General features: G+C 60.8%; 17 protein-coding genes. 1 reads left to right on the top strand and 16 read right to left on the bottom strand.

The features are described 5' to 3' along the window. Window positions 1-73 precede the first annotated feature (73 nt). The 14 genes from LPB072_RS04795 to LPB072_RS04730 all read right to left on the bottom strand — a co-directional run bounded on the left by LPB072_RS04795 (window position 74) and on the right by LPB072_RS04730 (window position 15,485). Window positions 74-310 (bottom strand): BolA family protein, encoded by a 237-nt coding sequence (locus tag LPB072_RS04795; protein ID WP_066092310.1) that lies wholly within the window; start codon window positions 308-310, stop codon window positions 74-76. Window positions 311-348: 38 nt separating this feature from the next. After that, the gene (locus tag LPB072_RS04790; protein ID WP_066092307.1) at window positions 349-1,104 is read right to left on the bottom strand and encodes an ABC transporter permease; all 756 of its coding nucleotides are present in this window, start codon (window positions 1,102-1,104) and stop codon (window positions 349-351) included. Continuing rightward, window positions 1,101-2,045: an ABC transporter ATP-binding protein gene (locus LPB072_RS04785; RefSeq protein WP_066092304.1), complete on the bottom strand. Its 945-nt coding sequence runs from the start codon at window positions 2,043-2,045 to the stop codon at window positions 1,101-1,103. The genes LPB072_RS04790 and LPB072_RS04785 overlap by 4 nt, the downstream gene beginning before the upstream one ends. 116 nt (window positions 2,046-2,161) lie before the next feature. Then, window positions 2,162-2,458 (bottom strand): STAS domain-containing protein, encoded by a 297-nt coding sequence (locus tag LPB072_RS04780; protein ID WP_066092673.1) that lies wholly within the window; start codon window positions 2,456-2,458, stop codon window positions 2,162-2,164. Window positions 2,459-2,462: 4 nt separating this feature from the next. Continuing rightward, the gene (locus tag LPB072_RS04775) at window positions 2,463-3,086 is read right to left on the bottom strand and encodes an MlaC/ttg2D family ABC transporter substrate-binding protein (RefSeq protein WP_096349088.1); all 624 of its coding nucleotides are present in this window, start codon (window positions 3,084-3,086) and stop codon (window positions 2,463-2,465) included. Window positions 3,087-3,242: 156 nt separating this feature from the next. Further along, complete coding sequence (locus tag LPB072_RS04770) at window positions 3,243-4,094, bottom strand: MlaA family lipoprotein (RefSeq protein ID WP_407927782.1); 852 nt, start codon at window positions 4,092-4,094, stop codon at window positions 3,243-3,245. Further along, window positions 4,039-4,518, bottom strand: coding sequence for an outer membrane lipid asymmetry maintenance protein MlaD (gene mlaD / locus LPB072_RS04765; RefSeq protein ID WP_066092293.1), 480 nt, complete (start codon window positions 4,516-4,518; stop codon window positions 4,039-4,041). The genes LPB072_RS04770 and mlaD overlap by 56 nt, the downstream gene beginning before the upstream one ends. 22 nt (window positions 4,519-4,540) lie before the next feature. Further along, window positions 4,541-5,320: a lipid asymmetry maintenance ABC transporter permease subunit MlaE gene (mlaE, locus tag LPB072_RS04760; RefSeq protein WP_066092290.1), complete on the bottom strand. Its 780-nt coding sequence runs from the start codon at window positions 5,318-5,320 to the stop codon at window positions 4,541-4,543. Next, on the bottom strand, window positions 5,317-6,138 hold the full coding sequence (locus tag LPB072_RS04755; RefSeq protein ID WP_066092285.1) for an ABC transporter ATP-binding protein: 822 nt from the start codon (window positions 6,136-6,138) through the stop codon (window positions 5,317-5,319). Before LPB072_RS04755 ends, mlaE begins: the two co-directional genes overlap by 4 nt. Before the next feature lie 180 nt (window positions 6,139-6,318). Further along, window positions 6,319-7,800, bottom strand: coding sequence for a glutamate synthase subunit beta (locus LPB072_RS04750; protein WP_066092282.1), 1,482 nt, complete (start codon window positions 7,798-7,800; stop codon window positions 6,319-6,321). Between the two features lie 27 nt (window positions 7,801-7,827). Further along, window positions 7,828-12,558, bottom strand: a complete 4,731-nt coding sequence (locus LPB072_RS04745; protein WP_066092279.1) for a glutamate synthase-related protein — start codon at window positions 12,556-12,558, stop codon at window positions 7,828-7,830. A gap of 195 nt (window positions 12,559-12,753) precedes the next feature. Further along, window positions 12,754-13,458, bottom strand: coding sequence for a transposase (locus LPB072_RS04740; RefSeq protein WP_066092276.1), 705 nt, complete (start codon window positions 13,456-13,458; stop codon window positions 12,754-12,756). 41 nt (window positions 13,459-13,499) lie between these two features. Further along, the gene (locus tag LPB072_RS04735; protein WP_066092668.1) at window positions 13,500-14,441 is read right to left on the bottom strand and encodes a threonine ammonia-lyase; all 942 of its coding nucleotides are present in this window, start codon (window positions 14,439-14,441) and stop codon (window positions 13,500-13,502) included. 99 nt (window positions 14,442-14,540) lie between these two features. Beyond that, entirely contained in the window at window positions 14,541-15,485 is a 945-nt protein-coding gene (locus tag LPB072_RS04730) for an AraC family transcriptional regulator (protein ID WP_066092272.1), read from the bottom strand. A 66-nt stretch (window positions 15,486-15,551) separates the two neighbouring features. Between LPB072_RS04730 and LPB072_RS04725 the strand changes: the two genes are divergently transcribed. Further along, window positions 15,552-16,499, top strand: a complete 948-nt coding sequence (locus tag LPB072_RS04725) for an NAD(P)H-binding protein (RefSeq protein WP_331245834.1) — start codon at window positions 15,552-15,554, stop codon at window positions 16,497-16,499. Window positions 16,500-16,630: 131 nt separating this feature from the next. Here LPB072_RS04725 and LPB072_RS04720 read toward each other — a convergent pair whose 3' ends face one another. Together LPB072_RS04720 and LPB072_RS04715 are read right to left on the bottom strand one after the other, a co-directional pair. After that, window positions 16,631-17,851, bottom strand: a complete 1,221-nt coding sequence (locus LPB072_RS04720) for an MFS transporter (protein WP_066092269.1) — start codon at window positions 17,849-17,851, stop codon at window positions 16,631-16,633. Further along, the gene (locus LPB072_RS04715; protein WP_066092661.1) at window positions 17,848-19,023 is read right to left on the bottom strand and encodes a deoxyguanosinetriphosphate triphosphohydrolase; all 1,176 of its coding nucleotides are present in this window, start codon (window positions 19,021-19,023) and stop codon (window positions 17,848-17,850) included. The genes LPB072_RS04720 and LPB072_RS04715 overlap by 4 nt, the downstream gene beginning before the upstream one ends. Window position 19,024: the final 1 nt, after the last annotated feature.

The raw sequence follows: 19,024 nt of genomic DNA, 5'->3' as shown, positions 1-19,024 counted from the left end.
GTCACCGCAGGACTGGCTGTGCCAGACTGCTGACTGCGCGCCCTTTGAGGTGACGCGAATCGGCGCCAGGGGGTCACTTTTTCGCCCACTCGGTGGGGGTATGGGTCTTCATGGACAGCGCATGCACCTCGTCGGTCTTGATGCGGGCGCCCAAGGTGTCGTAGACCTTTTTGTGGCGAGCGATCAAACGCAGCCCCTCAAAAGCAGGCGAAACGATCACGGCCGACCAATGGCGTCCGTCGCCGGTGACCTCAATGTGTTCACAAGGCAGGCCGTCAGTGATGAGGGATTGCAATTCTTCAGCGGTCATATCGTTGGGTCCAAATAGTTCAAACGGTTTGCCCTGTTCTAGTGGCGTGTTTTGTAGCCGGTGCGCAGCAGGTGCAGGCCAATGGCACTCACCACGGCCAACGCGCCACCGACCAACACCAGGCTGATCCATGGCGACACATCGCTGACGCCAAAGAAGCCGTATCGAAAACCGTCAATCATGTAGAAGAACGGGTTCAGGTGGCTCACGCGCTGCCAGATTTCTGGCAAGGAATGGATCGAGTAGAACACGCCAGAAAGGAAGGTCATGGGCATGATGACGAAGTTTTGAAACGCAGCCATCTGGTCGAATTTCTCGGCCCAAAGACCAGCGATCAAACCCAGACCTCCCAGCAAGGCAGCACCCATGAAGCCAAACACCAGAATCCAGATTGGCGCGGCAAAAGGCGGCCGGGCAAACCACCAGGTCACCAGCATCACCCCTGCGCCCACGGCCATGCCGCGCACCACGGAAGAACCCACGTAGGCCAAAAACCAGGCGCGGTGCGACAAAGGCGTGAGCTGCAAAAACACCAGATTGCCCATGACCTTGCTCTGGATCAGCGAGCTGCTGCTGTTGGCAAACGCGTTTTGCAACACGCTCATCATCACCAGACCGGGCAGGAGAAATGCCGTGTAACTCACCGAGTCATACACCTGCACGCGGCCTTCGAGCACATGCCCGAAAATCATCATGTACAAAATTGCAGTAATCACTGGCGCGGCCACGGTTTGGAAACCTACCTTCCAGAAACGCAGGATCTCTTTGTAGAAGAGCATTTGCCAGCCGTTCATGCGGCGGCTCCTTGAGCCGTTTTGGCACTCTGTGCTGCGTTGCTGCCCTGAATCAGCTCAAGGAACACATCTTCCAGATCGGCCTTCCTGATTTCAATGTCATCCGCGCTGGCCCCGGCTTCGCGCACCTGCGCCAAAATGCGCTCCACCGCCAACGCGTCGTTGGCAGGCAACTGCACTACCCGGCCGGTGATGCGGGCTTGCGCAGCCAACTCGGCAGGCAAGACGTCATCGGTCTTGAAGCGCAGGATGTTGGAAGCTGCACGCTTGAGCAATTGCGAGGTGCGGTCCAGCGCTACGACCTCACCCCGATTGAGCAATGCCAGACGTCCACACAGAGCCTCGGCCTCTTCCAGATAGTGGGTGGTCAGCAGCACGGTACTGCCCTGCTTGTTGAGTTGAGACACAAACTGCCACAGCGTCTGGCGCAACTCCACATCCACGCCGGCGGTGGGCTCATCGAGCACAATGACCTGCGGCTTGTGCACCAGAGCCAGCGCCACCAACACGCGGCGCTTCATACCGCCAGACAGCTGGCGCATATTGGCAGAGGCCTTGTCTGTCAGACCCAGGCTGTGCAGGAGTTCATCGATCCAGGCGCCGTTCTTCTGAATGCCGAAGTAGCCCGACTGGAATCGGAGCGCTTCGCGCACCGTGAAAAAGGGATCAAACACAAGCTCTTGAGGCACCACACCAAGAGCCCGGCGCGCAGCCTGGTAGTCGGTCTGCACATCGTGCCCATGCACGCGTGCCGTCCCCCCCGTGGCCTTTGCCAGGCCCGCGAGCACGCTGATCAACGTGGTTTTTCCAGCCCCATTGGGCCCAAGGAGACCAAAAAACTCACCCTGCTCGATATCAAAAGAGACCGAGCGCAAAGCCTGCAGTTCACCTTTGGGCGTGGCGTAAGTTTTGGAAATGTTTTGAAAGGAGACGGCGGGCATTGAGATCCAACAGACGGAGCCCGGTACCAGCAGGAAATCTGCCACAACCGAGGCCAACCTCTGATTTTAAGCGGCCCTTGCCCAGCCCGTTGCGGCAAAGGCTTATGCCAGCAATTTCAACCCGGGAGGAGCTCGTTGACCCCGTACAACCCGACCAGATCCCGCAACCGCTTGGGCCACTCGACCACGGCAAGGGTCTTGCCTTGTGCCAGAAGGGTACGCCGCAATTCCAGCAGCACAGCCACCGCAGAAGAATCAAACACCTTCAAGGCGCTGGCATTCAAAGAAACTGTTGGGCCCGGCTGGGTTTTCAACAAACGCCCCAAACGCTCCAACACCGCTACCGCCTCTTGCAAGGTGAGGCGCTCCGGCAAGCTCACCGTGCCTGTGTCATTCGAATCACGGAGCTCCATGGTTTCAGCCCGCTTTGCCACCAGAGGCTTTGTTGCGCTGAGTCAAGGTGGCGATCAATCCATCGAGACCGTTGCTGTTGATTTCTTGCGCGAACTGGCTGCGATAGGTATCAACCAGCCAGATACCCAGCACGTTCAAGTCGTAGATCTTCCAGCCGTCTGCTCCTTTTTCCAGACGGTAGTCCAGCTGGATCGGCTCACCGCGTCCGCGCACCACCGAGCGAACCACCACATCGGTGTCTTCTGCGCGAAAGCGGGTGGGCTTGAACGACAAAGACTGGTCCTTCACTTCACCGAGTGCGCCCGCGTAAGTGCGCACCAGAAGCGTTTTGAATTCGGTCTGCAACTTCGCCTGCTGCTCTGGAGTGGCCTGTCGCCAGAAACGCCCCACAGCCGAAGCGGTCATGCGGGAGAAATTGACGTTGGGCATGATCTTGCTGTCAACCAGCGCCACGATACGGTTCACATCGCCGGCTTGAATGGCTGCGTCGGCTTTCACCGCATCCATCACTTCGGTAGAAATGCGCTGCACCATCACATCAGGACCTTCTTCGGCGGCCAGTACCACGGGACTGGCAAATACGGCCCCAGCAATCAGCAGGCTGGACATCCATTGGCGTCGTTGCATTTTCATAAAAGGCTCCTAATTGGTTGCCAAGCACCTGAGTGGCGCGTCGGCTTGGCTATTGAGATAGAAACTGTAAGTGGACAGTTCCCGATATTTGTTTCGCTTTTGTAATGCAGAGGTAACAGTGAGATGAAGCAGGGACAGATTTGGCAATCTTCAATATCCGTTTTTCAGCCCCACACCTTTGTCTTTCAGATCTTCGATCTGGCTTTCGCGACGGTTCAGATAAATATCACGCGTGAATGTGTATTTATCCAAAGCCGCACCTTCGAGAATGGAGGTGGCACGCAGCAGGTTGGCCCGGGTTTCAACAGCGCGCAAGGCGTACAAAGAGTTGCGCAAAGGTACGTCTGACAACCCCTGCACCAGATCTCCGCGCGATTCGATTGTGAATCCTGCTGCATCACGCACCGAAGATGGGCCAAATAGCGGCAAAACAAGGTATGGACCCGGTGGAACGCCCCATCGACCCAGCGTCTGGCCAAAATCAAGCGTCGTGCGCTCAAGACCAATTTCAGAGGCAATGTCGAGCAAACCACCCAATCCGAACACTGTGTTGACGCCAAACCGCAAGGCATTTTCAGACGCTTCCTTCGGCCGCAACTGCAAAGTAGCGTTCACAAAAGACCAAGCATCGCCCACATTGCGGAAGAAGTTGCTGACGCCTGTGCGCACCAAATCGGGCGTGACTGTGGTGTAGGCGGTCGCAACGGGCTTGAGTACAGCACGATCAACCGCGTCGTTGACACCGGAAACCTCTCTATTGAAAGGTTCAAACGGATCGCGGGGGTTGGCGTCCGGCCCGGTGGCACAGCCAGCCAGGAACAAAGCCAGCACAACGGCAGCACCTTGCAGACCAACCCGGCCCAGGCGTGAGAAACGGTTGTGATTTTTCATGAATGCACCTTTGTTTGATCCGGTGAATCCTGACGCAGATCGCCTTACCAAAACGTTACTCAGATTTATCCGAACCACCATCAGCGGCTTTGCTGAACAGGAACTGGCCAATAAGGTTCTCAAGCACCACCGCCGATTGGGTGCGGGTGATCACATCACCGGCTTTGAGGTTCTCGGGGTCGCCACCGGCCTCGAGACCGATGTACTGGTCTCCGAGCAGCCCGGCCGTCAGGATTTTGGCGGAAGTATCACGGGGAAATACGATACCTTTATTCACCTCCATCGACACCAGACCTTGGTAGGTCACCGCATCCAGGCTGATGCCGGTGATTCGCCCCACGGTCACACCTGCTGCGCGGATCGGGGCACGGGCCTTCAATCCACCGATGTTGTCAAACTTGGCGGTCAGACTGTAGGTGTCGCCCCCGCCTGAAAAGCTGCCCAGATTGGCCGCCTTCAGCGCCAGAAACAACAAGCCCAAGGCGCCAAGGGCAACAAACAGGCCAACAAAAATTTCAATGCTTTTTTTATTCATAAGATCTCCACAAGGGAATCATTCAAGGCGTTGAGAACATCCACGCAGTGAGAAGGAAGTCAAGAGCCAACACACTCAATGAGGCAGTCACCACAGTGCGCGTGGTGGCATAGGCCACGCCCTCGGGCGTCGCTTCGGTCTCAAAGCCCTGGTACAAAGCCACGGCGGTGCAAACCACACCAAAAACGAAGCTCTTCACAACGCCGTTGCCGACATCGCGCCAGACATCCACACCGTTTTGCTGGATCGACCAGAAATTGCCGGCATCAATTCCAATCAATCCCACGGCCACGACATAGGCGCCCAGAATACCAATCGCTGAAAACAAGGCAGCCAGCAGCGGCATGGAAATAACGCCAGCCAGGAACCGGGGCGCCAAGACGCGCGAGCGCGGGTCAATGGCCATCAATTCCATGGCTGCGATCTGCTCACCGGCTTTCATCAAGCCAATTTCGGCCGTCAGTGAAGTGCCTGCGCGCCCAGCGAACAGCAGTGCTGTCACCACCGGACCCAACTCGCGCACCAACGAGAGGTTGACGATCAGGCCCAGCGACTCAGCCGCGCCGTAGGTCACCAGGGCGTAGTACATCTGCAACGCCAGCACGAAACCGACAGACAGGCCTGAAGCCAGAATGATGACCAGCGAACGGTTGCCAATGGCGTGGATTTGTCCTACCACGAGACCAAAGCGTCGCAAGCTGGCAGGCACTGCCGCAAGCAGCTCCAGGAAGAACAGCGCACCACGCCCCCAGGCAGCCAGGCCTTCCAGTACGCTCTGGCCCAGACGTTGGAAAAAATTCATGCCGACGCCCTCGCCCCGAAGTCTTCTTCCAGCGGAGGGGCCGGGTAGTGAAACTTCACCGGTCCATCTGGCTCACCACGCACGAACTGGCGCGTTTCAGGGTCATCACTGGCCATCAGTTCAGCCGGCGTGCCCTGGGCAACGATACGGCCACCCGGGGCCAGCAACACCACGGCATCGCTGATGGCCATGCACTGGGGCACATCGTGCGAAATGAGCAGCGTCGTCGCGCCTGTCACGTCGGTCAGCGTGCGGATCAGCTTGGCGGCTACCCCCATGGACACCAGATCCAGACCGGCAAAGGGTTCGTCATACATGATGAGTTCGGGGTCCAGTGCAATGGCGCGGGCCAGGGCAACGCGCCGGGCCATGCCACCTGACACCTCACTGATTCGCAGGTTGGCCGCGCCGCGAAGACCGACCGCATTGAGCTTCATCAACACGATGTTGCGAATCAGCTCTTCGGGCAAATCGGTCATTTCGCGCAACGGGAAGGCCACGTTGTCGAGCACCGTCAAGTCGGTAAACAGCGCGCCAAACTGGAACAACATGCCCAGGCGTCGACGCAACCGGAACAGTTGTGCCTTGTCATTGGTGTTGACGGTCTCGCCATCAAAAATCACGCGTCCGCTGTTGGGCGCATGCACGCCACCGATGAGTCGCAGCAGGGTCGTCTTCCCGCAGCCGGAGCCGCCCAAGACGGACGTGACCTTGCCACGCGCGAATTGCAGGGAGACATCGTTCAATATGGTTCGGCTGCTGTTGTAGCCGAAGGTCACATGGTCGATTTCAATAAAGGGTTTGTCACTCATGGGCATTTGCGTTCAATCGCGCATTGTCGCATGCGGGAATACCCCGATCTGGTGACGGGGAATTTCACCAGGCACCAGCAAGCGGCCCAGCTTCGGCGGGAATTACCCATGAAAAAGGCGGCGAAGTCCGGAAACACCGCCGCCTTCTGTCAAGCAAGCGCCCAGGCTTGCGGATTCGCCCCTCGTTCAGCGAGGCAAGTCAGAGAATCCCATCAGGAATTCATCCACAGCACGGGCAGCTTGCCGCCCTTCCCGAATAGCCCAGACAACCAGGCTCTGACCACGACGCATATCGCCTGCTGCAAACACCTTGTCTACGCTGGTCGCATAGCCACCGTCAAAATCGGTGGTGGCCTTGGCATTGCCACGGCCATCTTTGTCGACGCCGAAAGCATCAAGCACGGTTGCGGTGGGGTTCACAAAACCCATGGCCAGCAAGACCAGATCGGCTTTGTATTCCTTTTCGGTGCCCGGGATTTCCACCAGCTTGCCGTCCTTGAACTCGACGTTCACGGTTTTCAGGCCGGTCACCTTGCCGCCCTTGCCGACGAATTCTTTGGTGGAAATGGCAAACTCACGCGCCAGAATGCCTTTTTCGGCGCTCTCGTCATGGCTGGAGCTGGTGCGCATCTTCAGCGGCCAGTAGGGCCAGACCAGCGGCTTGTTTTCCTGCTCTGGCGGCTGAGGCATCACCTCGAACTGGGTCACATTGACCGCGCCGTGGCGGGTGCTGGTGCCCACGCAATCGGAGCCGGTATCGCCGCCGCCGATCACGATCACGTGCTTGCCGTCGGCGCGCAACTGGCCCTTGACCTTGTCGCCGGCGTTGACCTTGTTTTGCTGCGGCAGGAACTCCATCGCGAAATGGATGCCTTCGAGATCGCGGCCCGGCACCGGCAGATCGCGGCTTTGCTCGGAGCCGCCAGTCAGCAAGACGGCATCAAAATCCTTCTTGAGCTGCTCGGCCGACATCGTCTCTTTGGCCCAGTTGGTGATCTTGCTGTCTTTGGGCATCTCACCGATCAACACACCGGTGCGGAACTTCACACCCTCGGCCTCCATCTGCTCGACGCGGCGGTCGATGTGGCTCTTCTCCATCTTGAAGTCGGGGATGCCGTAGCGCAGCAGGCCTCCCACGCGGTCGTTCTTCTCGAACAGGGTCACATCGTGACCCGCGCGCGCCAGTTGCTGGGACGCCGCCATGCCGGCAGGGCCGGAGCCGACCACGGCCACTTTCTTGCCGGTCTTGATCTTTGCCGGCATGGGCTTCACCCAGCCTTCGGCCCAGGCCTTGTCAATGATCGCGTGCTCGATGGACTTGATGCCCACCGCGTCGCCGTTCACATTGACCGTGCAGGCCGCTTCGCAAGGCGCGGGGCAGATGCGGCCGGTGAACTCGGGGAAGTTGTTGGTGCTGTGCAGCACCGTGATCGCGTTCTTCCAGTCGCCCGAATAGACGAGGTCGTTGAAGTCCGGAATGATGTTGTTGACCGGGCAGCCGCTGTTGCAAAACGGCGTGCCGCAGTCCATGCAGCGCGCAGCCTGGATCTTGGCCTTGCCATCGTCCAGCGTGACAACGAACTCTTTGTAGTCTTTCAAGCGATCCGCGACAGGCTTGTAGCCCTCTTCAAGACGCTCGTATTCCATGAAGCCAGTGACTTTTCCCATGATGTGTGTCCTTTTCTTGGCTGTGGCTTATTTGGCCGGGGCCGTTTTTTTCTTGGCAGTCGCCTGCGCCTTGGTGGTCACATCTGCGGCTTCCTTGCGCGCGTTGATCTCACCCAGTGCCCGCTTGTATTCGTTCGGGAACACCTTGACGAACTTCCCGCGGGCCTGCGACCAGTTGTCGAGCAACTCGCGCGCGCGCTTGCTGCCAGTCCAGCGGTTGTGGTCTTCGAGCAGCTTCTTCAGCTGCGCTTCGTCGGTCTGGTCGCGGTGCCAGATGGCGCGGTCCATCTGAGCGGTTTGCTCGGCCGTGGTCAACACCTTGTCGATGCTGACCATGGCCATGTTGCAGCGCTCGGCGAAGCTGCCGTCTTCATCGTAGATGTACGCCACGCCGCCGCTCATGCCTGCGGCGAAGTTGCGCCCGGTCTTGCCGAGCACCACCACCGTGCCGCCCGTCATGTACTCGCACCCGTGGTCGCCCGTGCCTTCGACCACCGTCGTGGCGCCAGACAGACGCACCGCGAAACGCTCCCCGGCCACGCCGCTGAAGTAAGCCTCGCCCGAGGTTGCTCCGTACATGACCGTGTTGCCCACAATGATGTTGCGCGCCGATTCGCCGCGGAAATCGATACTGGGCCGCACCACCACGCGGCCGCCGGAAAGGCCTTTGCCGGTGTAGTCGTTGGCGTCACCAATCAGGTAGAGCGTGATGCCATTGGTCAGGAAGGCGCCGAACGACTGACCACCCGTGCCCTCCATCTGGATGTGGATGGTGTCATCAGGCAATCCCTCGGGATGCACTTTCGTCACCGCGCCGGAGAGCATGGCGCCCACCGAGCGGTTCACGTTGCGCACAGCCTCCAGGAATTTGACCCGTTCGCCTTTGTCGATGGCCGCACGTGACTTGGCGATCAGCACATTGTCGAGCGCCTTTTCAAGGCCGTGGTTCTGGCTCTCGGTGTGCAAGCGAGGCACATCAGCAGGCACATTCGGTACAGCCAGCAAGCGGCTGAAATCGAGGCCCTTGGCTTTCCAGTGTTCAATGCCCTGGCGCATGTCGAGCAGGTCGGCACGGCCGATCAGTTCGTCAAACGTGCGGATGCCCAGCTGGGCCATGATCTGGCGCGCTTCTTCGGCGAGGAAGAAGAAATAGTTCACCACATGCTCGGGCTTGCCAGTGAATTTCTTGCGCAGTTCAGGGTCTTGCGTGGCCACGCCGACCGGGCAGGTGTTCAGGTGGCATTTGCGCATCATGATGCAGCCCTCGACCACCAGCGGTGCGGTGGCGAAGCCGAACTCGTCGGCACCCAGCAAGGCGCCGATCACCACGTCGCGGCCGGTTTTCATCTGACCGTCGGCCTGCACGCGGATGCGGCTGCGCAAGCGGTTCAGCACCAGCGTTTGCTGGGTTTCGGCCAGCCCGATTTCCCAGGGCGAACCGGCGTGCTTGATCGACGACCAGGGCGATGCGCCCGTGCCGCCGTCATGGCCAGCGATCACCACGTGATCGGCCTTGCACTTGGCAACGCCGGTGGCGATGGTGCCCACGCCGATCTCCGACACCAGCTTGACACTGATGGAGCTGTGAGGCGCGACGTTCTTCAGGTCGTGAATCAGTTGCGCCAGATCTTCGATCGAGTAGATGTCGTGGTGCGGTGGCGGCGAAATCAGGCCCACGCCAGGCACGCTGTGGCGCAACTTGCCGATGTAGTCTGACACCTTGCCGCCAGGCAATTGACCGCCTTCGCCGGGCTTGGCGCCTTGCGCCATCTTGATCTGGATCTGGTCGGCGCTGTTGAGGTATTCAGCGGTGACACCGAAGCGGCCCGAAGCCACCTGCTTGATGCGCGAGCGCATCGAGTCACCTTCTTGCAGCTCGTAGTCCACCTCGAAGACCTCTTTGCCCAGCAAGTCAGACATGGTCTGGCCTTGCTTGATCGGGATGCCTTTGAGTTCGTTGCGGTAGCGTTTGGCGTCTTCACCGCCTTCGCCCGTGTTGCTCTTGCCGCCGATGCGGTTCATGGCCACGGCCAGGGTCGAATGAGCCTCGGTCGAGATCGAGCCCAAAGACATCGCACCGGTTGCGAAACGCTTGACGATCTCTTTGGCGGGTTCGACTTCGTCGATAGAGATGGCTTTGGCTGGATCGATCTTGAACTCGAACAGGCCACGCAGCGTCATGTGGCGCTTGCTCTGGTCGTTGATGATCTGGGCGTATTCCTTGTAGGTGTTCCAGTTGTTGGAACGCGAGCTGTGCTGCAGCTTGGCGATGGCGTCGGGGGTCCACATGTGCTCTTCGCCACGCGTGCGCCAGGCGTATTCGCCACCCGCGTCGAGCATGGTTTCCAGCACCGGATCGTCACCGAACGCGGCCTTGTGCATGCGGATCGCTTCTTCTGCGATCTGGAACACGCCAATGCCCTGCACACGGCTGGGGGTGCCGGTGAAGTATTTGGAGATGGTGTCGGTATTGAGGCCAATGGCTTCGAACAGCTGGGCGCCGCAGTACGACATGTAGGTCGACACGCCCATCTTGGACATGATCTTCGACAAGCCTTTGCCGATGGCCTTCACGTAGTTGTAGATCGCCTTCTCGGCGCTCAGGTCGCCCGGCAGATCCTTGTGCATCCTGGCGATGGCTTCCATCGCGAGGTAGGGGTGGACGGCTTCCGCGCCGTAGCCCGCCAACACCGCGAAATGGTGCACTTCGCGCGCCGTGCCGGTTTCGACCACCAGACCCGCTGTGGTGCGCAAGCCTTCGCGCACCAGGTGCTGGTGAATCGCCGACAAAGCCAGCAGCGCAGGAATGGCCACCTGTTCGGCGCTGACCTTGCGGTCGCTCACGATCAGAATGTTCTTGCCGCCCTTGATCGCGTCCACCGCTTCGGCGCACAAGGAAGCCAGTTTGGCTTCCACGCCTTCGCGGCCCCAGCTCACCGGGTAGGTGATGTCGAGCACATGGCTGCGGAACTTGCCTTTGGTGAAGGTGTCGATGTAACGCAGCTTCTCCATGTCGGCGAAGTCGAGCACCGGCTGGCTCACTTCTAGGCGCATCGGGGGGTTCACCTGGTTGATGTCGAGCAGGTTGGGCTTGGGGCCGATGAACGACACCAGCGACATCACGATGGCTTCGCGGATCGGGTCGATGGGCGGGTTGGTCACCTGGGCAAACAACTGCTTGAAGTAGTTGTAAAGCGGCTTGTTTTTGTCGGACAACACGGCCAACGGGCTGTCATTGCCCATGGAACCCAGCGCCTCTTCGCCGGCGGCGGCCATGGGTGCCAGCAGGAACTTCATGTCTTCCTGGGTCGTGCCAAACGCCTGCTGGCGGTCGAGCAAGGAAACATCGCTGTCCAGCGGCTCGGCCGTGGCCGGGCCCTCCACGTCATCGAGCTTGACGCGCAGGTTTTCAATCCACTGCTTGTAAGGCTTGCTGTTGGCGAGGTTGGCTTTCAGTTCCTCGTCGTCGATCATGCGGCCCTGCTCCAGATCGATCAGGAACATCTTGCCGGGCTGCAGGCGCCACTTGCGCACGATCTTGTGCTCGGGCACAGGCAACACGCCCGACTCCGAACCCATGATCACAAAATCGTCGTCGGTCACGCAGTAGCGCGAAGGACGCAGACCGTTGCGGTCCAGCGTGGCGCCGATCTGGCGACCATCGGTGAACACGATCGAAGCCGGGCCGTCCCACGGCTCCATCATCGCGGCGTGGTATTCGTAAAAGGCCTTGCGGCGTGGGTCCATCGTCGCGTGGTTTTCCCATGGCTCGGGAATCATCATCATCACAGCCTGCGCCAGCGGGTAGCCCGCCATGGTCATGAGCTCGAGCACGTTGTCGAACGTGGCGGTGTCGGACTGGCTGGCAAAGCTGATCGGGTACAGCTTCTTCAGGTCGTCGCCCAACACTGGCGAGCTCATCACGCCTTCGCGCGCCTTCATCCAGTTGAAGTTGCCCTTGACGGTGTTGATCTCGCCGTTGTGCGCCACATAGCGGTAGGGGTGGGCCAGTGGCCACTCTGGGAAGGTGTTCGTCGAAAAGCGCTGGTGCACCAGGCCCAACGCTGAAACGCAGCGTGGGTCTTGCAAATCATTGAAGTAGGTACCCACTTGGTCGGCCAGCAGCAGGCCCTTGTAGACCACCGTGCGGCTGCTCATGCTGACCACGTAATACTCTTTGCTGTGCGTCAGCTTCAGGCGCTGGATGTTGCCGCTGCAGGTCTTGCGGATCACGTACAGCTTGCGCTCCAGCGCGTCTTGCACGATCACATCGTTGCCGCGGCCGATGAACACCTGGCGAATGATGGGTTCTTTTTTGCGCACGGTCGGCGACATGGGCATATCGCGGTTCACCGGCACATCGCGCCAGCCCAGCAGCACCTGGCCCTCGCCCGCGATCGCACGCTCCATCGCCTGCTCAACCGCCAGGCGGGACGCGTGTTCCTTTGGCAAAAACAACATGCCCACACCGTATTCACCCACGGGCGGCAGCGTCACGCCCTTTGCCGCGAACTCTTCGCGGTACAGCGCGTCGGGCAACTGAATCAGCAGGCCCGCGCCGTCGCCCATCAGCTTGTCAGCGCCCACCGCACCCCGGTGGTCGAGGTTTTCCAGAATTTTGAGCGCCTGGGTAACGATGGCGTGGCTCTTTTCGCCCTTGATGTGCGCCACGAAACCCACGCCGCAGGCGTCGTGCTCGTTGCTGGGGTCGTAAAGACCGTGTTCCTGGAGATGTTGCAGTTCGGCAGCCGTGGTCATGGCACTTCCTTCAAATTCGTTTCGTGGGCGAGAAGATTCGTCGCGGGTGAGGAGAATACTGCATTGCAACATCGATGCCAAGCAGAACAATAGGGGTCTGACCCCAATTATGAAATACCGATATTGGCGACCTTCTTAATTAGGGTCAGATCAATCATGAAGACCACTTCGCCTGGTCTGCGCCAAACTGCCGCGTCACTGAGGCCGGGTCTTCCCGGTTGAAACCGGTCGCCCTGGCGATCCCTGCTGCAATCGCCGGGGCGTCTGCCGCTGCAGTTCGGCCAGAAACCCCTCCCCACCCAGCGCCCAGCCGCGCAAGGTTGCATCGGTCAATGCCTTCTGGTCGGCCGCACCCACGCCCGCCCGCACCAGCTCGGCATAAGCGGCTTCCCGCGCAAATGGCGTATTGCCCAAGCCCCAGACCAGGGGATGCGGCGTCACCAGCTTGTCCAGCCGCCGTCCAACATGGTGCGCATGGCTCGACCAGACAAAGTCCGAAGGTGCATGCACCATGCCGGCGCGCACCGGATTGAGATCCATGTAGGCCATGCAGGCCAGCAGATAGCGCCCCGTCTCAAGCACGGTCGAGCGGTAGCGCCCTTCCCAGAGCGTGCCCGTGCGCCCTGCCCGGTCATTGAAGTAGCGCACATAGCTGCGCCCCACCGCCTGCATCATGGCCGGCAAGCCGGTCGCCGTTTCGGGTGTCACCAGCAGGTGGAAATGGTTGTCCATCAACACATAAGCGTGTATGGCCACCTGGTTTTTGACGGAATGCTCCAGCAGCAACGCCAGCATGCGCTCGCGGTCGGCGTCGTTCAGGAAGATGGCTTGGCGGTTGTTGCCACGCTGGATCAGGTGGTGCGGGTAACCAGGGATGCTGAGGCGGGGGAGGCGGGCCATGGTGGTTCAGAAAGGGTGGGATCTGACCCCAATTATCCGCATCAAGCCCCGTACCGCGACAAGACCTGCGCGAACAGCGCCGAATCGACATTGCCGCCAGAAGCCACCGCGATCACCGTGTCGGGCAACTCGGGGCGGAACAGCGCCGCCGCCAGTGCCACAGCGCCACCTGGTTCAATCACGATGCGCAGGTGCTCAAAAGCCAACGCCATGGCGCGCTGCACTTCGTCATCGGTGACCACCAGGCCCGTGCCACACAGACGCTGCAGGATCGGAAAGGTCAATTCCCCCGGCGACGGCGTGACGATCGCGTCGCAAATGGAGCCCGACAGCGCCGCATTGCGCTCGCGCTGCCCAGAAATCAGGCTGCGGGCGGTGTCGTCAAAACCTTCCGGTTCGCAAGGGCGCACCAACATCCGGCCTTCAAGTGCCAAGGCAACGCCAGCGGTCATTCCACCGCCACCGCAACAGGTCAGCACCTGCGCATCGTCCTCAAAATCTTGCGCGATTTCAAGCCCTATGCTGCCCTGCCCCGCGATCACCTCGGCGTTGTCAAAAGGCTTGATCAGCACCAGACCACGCTCCTCAGCGATGGTTGAACCAAGTGCATCCCGGTCGTCGCCCGCACGGTCGTAGAGCACCACCTCGGCCCCGTAGGCGCGGGTGTTGGCGATCTTCACCTTGGGCGCGTCCGATGGCATGAGGATCACACAGGACAAGCCATGGCGGCTCGCGGCCAATGCCACGCCCTGCGCATGGTTGCCCGAGGAATACGCGATCACGCCTTTCGTGCCCACAGGCAACGCAGAAACCGCCGCCCAGCCACCGCGAAACTTGAAACTGCCGGTCCACTGCAAACATTCCGCCTTGACCAGGATGCGCCGCCCGGCGATGCGGTCCAGCAAAGGCGCGGACAGCAGCGGCGTGTGGCGGGCGTGGCCCTGCAAGCGGGTTGCAGCGGCCTGGATCATTGCAAGGTTCATGCGTTTGCTTTCGGGAATGGGTGGGTGGCCGCTGGGAATGCCAGGACAAGGTAGACGGGCCATGGGTTGGGTACATATCTGGTTGAATGCTGACACCAGTCAGCTGTCCGCAACGATTGGTACCCGCGGTTGCACCAACTGCGCCTTGCGGCTGTATTGGCGGGGAGAGCTTCCCATCACGCGTTTGAATGCGGTGCTGAACGCACTTTCAGACCCATAGCCCAGAGCAAGTGCGACAGTGGAGATGCTCTCGCTTGAGGTTGCTAGCTTGTCGCCAGCCAGCAGCATGCGCCAGTGTGTCAGGTAGGCCATGGGCGAAGTGCCGACCGTTTCTCGAAACCGTTGGGCGAATATCGACCGCGACATACCCACCTTTTCCGCAAGAACCTGCAACGTCCAGCCCAATGCAGGCTCCGCATGCATCGCTTTGATTGCCACACCAATTTTCGGATCTGACAGCGCAAAGAGCCACCCAACACCACCCTGCAAGCCTTGCGCCATATGCGAACGCAGGGCTTGCACCAACATCATGTGTGCAAGGTGCTGGGCCATCAAATGTCCCCCAGGATGCCCATCGCGCAACTCTTGCATCATGTGCTCGACGCACCAACGCATGGCCGCGCGGTCCAGCTTACGGTGGATGTGGACAACCGGCGGCAGCAAGCCCAGCAAAAAATCCGTGTGATGGCCCGCAAGGGCGAAACGGCTTCCCACCAGAAAAAAATCCCCTCCCCCATTGAGCGTGACCACACCTCCCGGGTTAGCAGGTGGAAAAAGCGTGCGCGCGTCAATGGGAGTCAAGCCCAGGTCGTTGGTCAATCGGAACGGTCGACCACCAGGCAATAGAAAGCAATCTCCAGGCTTCAGAGCCAGCGGCTCAACGATGCCTTCCACCTGCAACCAGCATTGACCAGACACCACGGCGTAGCACTTGACGCCCACATGGCGGTCGAACTGAACCGCCCACTCACCGCCCGCATCAAAACCCGCAGAGACCGAGCTGCGTGGTTTTAAAAGCGCCAGAACGTCCGACAAGGGGTCCATAAATGCCTTGATGCATCAATACGATAGCGAATAAAACAAGAACTTTTGAGCATAGATCGTACAGGCATGTTCCCCCAGTATCAGGGCCTCTTTGCCCCATTCAGGAACAGCATGATCCTCATCACCACACCCACTGGCAACATCGGCAGCCAGGTTGTCGAACAGGTTCTCGCCAGCAACCAGCCGATACGGATCATTGCGCGCGACCTTACTCGCTTGCCCATGCACGTCCGAGATCGCGCTCAGGTATTGGAGGGAGAACACAACAACAGCGCGCTCATCCACCGAGCCTGCGAGGGAATCGACAGCGTTTTCTGGCTTGTACCCCCCAGCCCCAAGGCATCAAATGCAGAATCCGCCTACCTGGATTTCACACGCCCTGCATGCGAAGCCTTCAATGTGCAAGGCGTCAAGCGGGTGGTAGGTGTTTCGGCTCTGGGGCGCGGCTCGGGCCACGAAGGGAATGCCGGGCTGGCCACAGCGGCACTGGCCATGGATGCCTTGATTGCCCAGAGCGGCGTAGCCTACCGCGCATTGCTGATGCCATCGTTCATGGACAACATGCTGCGGCAACTGAGCCCCATCAACAGCCTCGGCAAATTCTTTTCACCCCTTCCAGGGGATGCGAAGTACCCCACATGTGCGACCCGAGACATTGCGTCAAAAGCCACTGAACTCTTGCTCGACCCTTCCTGGAGCGGTGTAGCTGGGGTTCCAGTGATGGGCCCCGAGGATTTGTCTCTCACAGACATGGCGCGCACGTTGTCTCAAGTGCTTGGCAAAACGGTCACCTTTCAACAAACGACGCTCGAGGGCTTCCGCGCGCAGTTATTGGGCCAGGGGATGTCCGGGGCCATGGCGCAAGGGGTTGTCGACATGTATGCCGCAAAGATGCGGGGACTCGATAACAAAGAGCCCAGAACCCCTGCAGCATCTACACCCACCAGTTTCCACCAGTGGTGTGAAGAGGTGATGAAGCCTGCAATTGCGGCCATCAACCGGTCCGTTTTTTGAGAAGCTGTTACCAATGGACCTGCTTCATGGGTAGGCGCCGCCCATCTCCGCTTCCATGTCGGCCGCGAGGGCTGGACAGCTACCAAGACGGTCCCGCCCTGCGGCCAAAACCCGCTGCCTGTGCCCACCCCTCAACGGGGCTTCAGACCGACCCAAGCCCCTTGCACCCGAGCCGCCACCCACAACCCCAACAGCGAACAAGCCCCGGTCGCAAGACCCGTCCAGTGCCAATTGCCGACCACCGAAGCCAGCCAGGCCACCGCCGGCGGGCCGATGAACTGCCCCAGTGCTGAGAGCTGCTGCATCCAGCCCACGGTGGTGGAGACGGTGCCTTCGTCGGGCGCGAGGCGCACCGACACACCAAACAGGGTCCCGGGAATGAGCCCGCCCACGGCGGAAAACAACAACACCGCCAGGTAGGCAACCATGGGTGGGACGTCACCGGCAAATGCGAGCACGGCGCCCATGCCCATCACGCCATAGGCGAAGCTCATCAGGCGCCCTGGCCCTACGCCTTTGGCCAACAGGCGGCCAGCCATGACGTTGCCGATGATGTTGACGGCGGCAGCCAGCGCGGTGAGCACCGCGACCCAGCCGCCGCTGTAGCCAGCTTGTTGGTACACCGTCGGCAGGAAGCCGACCACCGCCAGCCACTGGCCCGAATAGAGAAAGAAGCCCAACGCCACCAGCCAGGGGCCGGGCGCCGAGAGCGTTCGCCGCAGGCGCGGGCCGAGCGGCGCGGGCATGGCATGGGCATGGCTCACTCGGGGCGGCGGCACAGACCAGGTCAACACGGCCCACGCCAAAACCGACACACCCGCCAGCACCTGCCAGGCGCCGCGCCAGCCGACCACGCCGATCAGCGCCGTGCCGGCCAGCAACGCGATGGCCGTGCCGAACGGCATGTAGGCGCCCCACCAACCGAGCGCCTTGGAAAGCGTGGCCGGATGCGCCACGCGCTGGCGCAGCAAGGCGGGGGCGGGCAAGACGGACAGCAAAAAGCCCACGCCCTCGAGCCCGCGGGATGCCAGCAACCATTGCACCTCCTGTGCGGTGGCACCCAGCGCACTGGCCACGGCCAAGACCAGCAAGCCGATCTGCATCACGCGGCGCGGCCCAAAACGGTCGGCACCCAGCCCCACCAGCAAGCCCAGCGACATGCCTGCGAGTTGCACCATGGACAGCAGAAACCCCGCCTGAACGAGCGTCACGCCCAGCGCCTCGCGCAACACCGGAATCGCCACCGGCAGCTTGCCAATGTGCAGCGCCGAACTCACCCCAACGGCCAGTACCACCCAGGCCACGCGCTTCGATTGCGCGCTGGCTGGATCTTCGAAGGGCAAAGTTCTCATGGGAACAACACCGTGCCGCAAAGGCGTTCGTGTTCGCGGATGGCGAAGCGATCAGTCATACCGGCAATGTAATCGGCCACCACGCGGGGCAGGCTCGAGGTGGACGCGCGCTCTTCGCCGATTTCTTCGGGATGCGCCATCAGGAAAGCAAACAGGTCTCTCACCACCACGGCCGCACGTTCGGTGGTTTCGGTGACTTGCGGGTGGCGGTACAGGTTGCGAAACAGAAAGCGCTTGAGCTCGGTCGACTCGGCGCGCATGGTGTCGGAAAACGCCACCATTGGCTTGCTGCGGCGCACGTCATCCACGCTTTGCACACCCGAGGCGGCGATGCGCTCGCGGGTGGTGTCGATCACGTCGTAGACCTGCTGGCTCAGCATCAGGCGAATCGACTCGAACAACAGACGGCGCCCGGCCAATTGCGGGTGGGCTTGCAAGGCCTGTTGGCGGAAGCGCTCAAACAGGGGCACCTCGGCCATCTGCTCCAGCGTCAGCAAACCGGAGCGCACGCCGTCGTCGATGTCGTGGGCGTTGTAGGCGATCTCATCGGCGAGGTTGCACAGCTGCGCCTCCAGCGAGGGAGAACCGCCATCCAGAAAACGCTGCGCCACGCCGGTGCCATCCACCAGCGCCAGGCGCTCGGCGTCGGCGCGCGAGCAGTGCTTGAGGATGCCTTCGCGGGTTTCAAAGGTGAGGTTGAGGCCGTCAAAGCTGGGATAGCGTTCTTCCAGCCGGTCCACCACGCGCAGGCTTTGCAGGTTGTGCTCAAAACCCACGACCACGGCCTTGGCCGGATCGTCGCCTTGCGGGCCCAGCGCCTTCAGGCAACCGTTGAGCGCGTCTTGCCCGGCGTGGCCAAAGGGGGTGTGGCCCAGATCGTGGGCCAGCGCGATGGCTTCCACCAGGTCTTCGTTGAGCCCCAGCGTGCGCGCGATGCTGCGCGCGAGTTGTGCGACCTCCAGCGAATGGGTGAGCCGCGTGCGGAACAGATCGCCTTCGTGGTTCAGAAACACCTGGGTTTTGTAGACCAGGCGGCGAAAGGCCGAGCTGTGCACGATGCGGTCGCGGTCGCGCTGGTAGACCGAGCGCGTGGGCGCGTCGGCCTCGGGTATCGCCCGGCCACGGCTCTGGTCTGCGAGGCAGGCATAAGACGCCAGGTGAGGGACGGGCATG

The sequence above is a fragment of the Hydrogenophaga crassostreae genome (assembly GCF_001761385.1).
In the GTDB taxonomy this organism is placed as follows: domain Bacteria; phylum Pseudomonadota; class Gammaproteobacteria; order Burkholderiales; family Burkholderiaceae_C; genus Hydrogenophaga; species Hydrogenophaga crassostreae.
This window is presented reverse-complemented; position numbering and strand designations above follow the sequence as displayed.

Excerpts from the sequence above, each read along its gene's own strand:
- LPB072_RS04730 (WP_066092272.1), bottom strand. The coding sequence starts at position 15,485 with ATGGACCCCTTGTCGGACGTTCTGGCGCTTTTAAAACCACGCAGCTCG.
- LPB072_RS04725 (WP_331245834.1), top strand. The coding sequence starts at position 15,552 with ATGTTCCCCCAGTATCAGGGCCTCTTTGCCCCATTCAGGAACAGCATG.
- mlaE (WP_066092290.1), bottom strand. The coding sequence starts at position 5,320 with ATGAATTTTTTCCAACGTCTGGGCCAGAGCGTACTGGAAGGCCTGGCT.
- LPB072_RS04755 (WP_066092285.1), bottom strand. The coding sequence starts at position 6,138 with ATGCCCATGAGTGACAAACCCTTTATTGAAATCGACCATGTGACCTTC.
- LPB072_RS04740 (WP_066092276.1), bottom strand. The coding sequence starts at position 13,458 with ATGGCCCGCCTCCCCCGCCTCAGCATCCCTGGTTACCCGCACCACCTG.
- LPB072_RS04735 (WP_066092668.1), bottom strand. The coding sequence starts at position 14,441 with ATGAACCTTGCAATGATCCAGGCCGCTGCAACCCGCTTGCAGGGCCAC.
- LPB072_RS04750 (WP_066092282.1), bottom strand. The coding sequence starts at position 7,800 with ATGGGAAAAGTCACTGGCTTCATGGAATACGAGCGTCTTGAAGAGGGC.
- LPB072_RS04775 (WP_096349088.1), bottom strand. The coding sequence starts at position 3,086 with ATGCAACGACGCCAATGGATGTCCAGCCTGCTGATTGCTGGGGCCGTA.
- LPB072_RS04785 (WP_066092304.1), bottom strand. The coding sequence starts at position 2,045 with ATGCCCGCCGTCTCCTTTCAAAACATTTCCAAAACTTACGCCACGCCC.
- LPB072_RS04715 (WP_066092661.1), bottom strand. The coding sequence starts at position 19,023 with ATGCCCGTCCCTCACCTGGCGTCTTATGCCTGCCTCGCAGACCAGAGC.
- LPB072_RS04780 (WP_066092673.1), bottom strand. The coding sequence starts at position 2,458 with ATGGAGCTCCGTGATTCGAATGACACAGGCACGGTGAGCTTGCCGGAG.
- LPB072_RS04795 (WP_066092310.1), bottom strand. The coding sequence starts at position 310 with ATGACCGCTGAAGAATTGCAATCCCTCATCACTGACGGCCTGCCTTGT.
- LPB072_RS04790 (WP_066092307.1), bottom strand. The coding sequence starts at position 1,104 with ATGAACGGCTGGCAAATGCTCTTCTACAAAGAGATCCTGCGTTTCTGG.
- mlaD (WP_066092293.1), bottom strand. The coding sequence starts at position 4,518 with ATGAATAAAAAAAGCATTGAAATTTTTGTTGGCCTGTTTGTTGCCCTT.
- LPB072_RS04720 (WP_066092269.1), bottom strand. The coding sequence starts at position 17,851 with ATGAGAACTTTGCCCTTCGAAGATCCAGCCAGCGCGCAATCGAAGCGC.
- LPB072_RS04745 (WP_066092279.1), bottom strand. The coding sequence starts at position 12,558 with ATGACCACGGCTGCCGAACTGCAACATCTCCAGGAACACGGTCTTTAC.